This window comes from Mesorhizobium sp. M1E.F.Ca.ET.041.01.1.1 (assembly GCF_003997355.1).
Lineage (GTDB): Bacteria > Pseudomonadota > Alphaproteobacteria > Rhizobiales > Rhizobiaceae > Mesorhizobium.
Genome location: NZ_RZSL01000722.1, coordinates 1 through 2,614, shown reverse-complemented (window position 1 = coordinate 2,614; position 2,614 = coordinate 1). Strand labels below are relative to the sequence as shown.

The 2,614-nt window shown below is 66.0% G+C and carries 1 pseudogene; it reads left to right on the top strand.

What is annotated here, in order from left to right:
* A pseudogene (locus tag EOA38_RS33150) lies at positions 1-2,517 on the top strand (Dyp-type peroxidase domain-containing protein); the annotation flags it as partial.
* Positions 2,518-2,614 lie beyond the last annotated feature (97 nt).

Genomic DNA, 2,614 nt, shown 5'->3' with positions numbered 1-2,614 from the left:
CTTGCCGACAGTGTGCGCGAGATCGTCGAAAAGCCGCGCGCCGGTACCGGCAACGCCCTTGCGGTCCTTACCGAGGCGCGCCGGCATGCCCAGGGGCTGGGACAATTCGGCTGGGCCTTCGAGCCGGCCGAAAGCCTGCTGGAGCGGCCGCCGGGCCGCTGGTGGCGGGCCTTGACGACGACGCTGCTCGCGCCGGCGGTGCTCGCCACCGTCGCGATCGTCGTACTTGCCTGCTGGCGCATGACCTATGTGCTTGTGTTCGGAAATCCCCATGGCATCACTTTCACCAACATCGCGATTGCCGGCACTGCGCTTCTGCTGGCCGTTCTGGGGCTGCTGGCGATAGCCCTGCTGTTCGTCGGCTTGTGCTTCCTCGGCTTGCGGCGCCTCGAGGACAAGGACCGGCCGCAGAACACGCCGGTCGACATAGGCGCCCTGGACAGGATCCTCGCCAATGAGGACCATTGCGCGCAGAACCATCTCACCGCGATCTCGACGATGAAGGCGGGCATCTTGCGGCGGCTGGCGCTGAGGCTCACCTTCTACCTGATCTCGATATCGGCGCAGAAGGTGTTCAAGCCGGGCTTCCTTGCCACCATCAACACCATCCACTTCGCGCGTTGGGTGCTGCTGCCGGGTACCGGCAAGCTCATGTTCTTCTCCAACTATGGCGGCAGCTGGGAAAGCTATCTGGAGGACTTCATAGCCAAGGCATCCGAAGGCCTGACCGGGGTGTGGAGCAACACGGAAGGTTATCCGCGCACGCGCTGGCTCTTCCTCGACGGCGCGCGCGACGGCGACCGCTTCAAGCGCTGGGCGCGGCGCCAGCAGGTGCCGACGCTCTTCTGGTATTCCGCCTATCCGCATCTCAACGCCACCCGCATCCGCATCAACTCCAGGATAAGGCGCGGCATGGCTTCGGCCACCGGCAACGAGGCGCGCGACTGGGTGAGCCTGTTCGGCTCGTTGCAGCGGCCGCAGGCGAGGCCGGCGGAAACCGTCGGCCGCGAGCCGGCCCCTTCGCCTCTCGAAGAGCTGGAAGCCGGCGAGATCCAATCGATCTTCTTCGGTCCTTTCGGCGCGCTCGGTTACGGGCATATGCTGGCAATCCGGGTGCCCGAGGATCTGCCGGCAATGCAACGCAAGGCATGGCTGGACTTCGTCATCGACAAAACCAGCTTCGGCGACGGCGTGCCCGCCGGACGGGCCATGACAGTCGCCTTCGGTCCCGACGGCCTTCGCCGGCTCGGGCTGGAGGGCGGCGTCGACGACGATCCGTTGGACACGTTTCCGGTCGCTTTTCGTCACGGTATGGGAAATCCCGAGCGCAGCCGCATCCTCGACGACAGAGGCCCGGACGCGCCCGACAAATGGCAGTGGGGCTCGGCCAAGTCGCCGGTCGACGCGGTTGTCATCTGCTACGCCAGGGAGCCGGCCGCGCTCAAGGCCGAGGTCACCGCCGCGAAGCGAAAGACGACAGGCGCCGGGATGAAGATCGTCGCCGAGTTACCGCTTGTCGTGAACCGCGAGCCCAAGAAGGAGGGCGTGAAATCCCAGCATATCGGCCACAACGGCAAGCCCGAGCGCCAGCGCGCCTATGAGCATTTCGGCTTCGCCGACGGTGTCTCGCAACCGATCGTCAGGGGCACGTCGCGCGCCAACAAGGGGGCCGCACCGATGCATCTGGTCGCGCCCGGCGAATTCCTGTTCGGCTATCGCGACGAGCACGGGTTTTATCCGGCCTCGCCCTCCGTCCAAGCGGCGCAGGATCGGATAGGCATCCTGTCGCAGGTGCGGCGGAACCGGCAGATTCCCGGCCAGCCTCCGCCGCCACGCGACTTCGGCCGCAACGGTTCCTTCCTCGTCGTGCGCCAGTTCGAGCAGCATGTCGAGTTGTTCAACGACTACTGCAAGCATGCCGCCGCGCAGGCTGCGCGCGAGACTGGCGACGATGCCGTCACGCCACGCTGGGTGGCGGCCAAGATGCTGGGGCGCTGGCAGGACGGCAGTTCGCTGGTGCGCAACCCCGATGGCCGCCCGGGCCGCGGCGCCGACAATGATTTCGCACTTGGCGTGGAAGACCCGCAAGGGCATCGTTGCCCGCTCGGCTCGCACATACGCCGCTCCAATCCGCGCGATTCGCTTGGCGAGGACCGCGAGACGCAGATCAGGATCGGCAAGCGCCACCGCATCCTGCGCGTCGGCCGCACCTATGAAAAGCAGGACCGGAGCGGGAAGGTCGAGAAGGGGTTGCTCTTCATGTGCCTCAACGCCGACATCGAGCGTCAGTACGAGTTCATCCAGCAGACCTGGGTTTCCTCGAGCTCGTTCCAGGGCCTGGTCGCGGAAAAGGATCCGACGATCGGCGCGCGTGACGGTGGCGGCCGGTTCTCGATCCCGTCATGGGAAAAGGTCACTATGCTCAAGGACGTGCCGCAATTCGTCACCACGAAGGGCGGCGGCTACTTCTTCATGCCGAGCCGGTCCGCGCTGCGATACCTGATTTCGCGGCTCTGATTCGGGGGCCGGCTCGCTCAGTCGTCGTCCTGCGATTCGGCGATCTGGTTCAGCGCGGCGGCATTGGTGATACGCAGCCCGCCGCGCTTGATGGCGA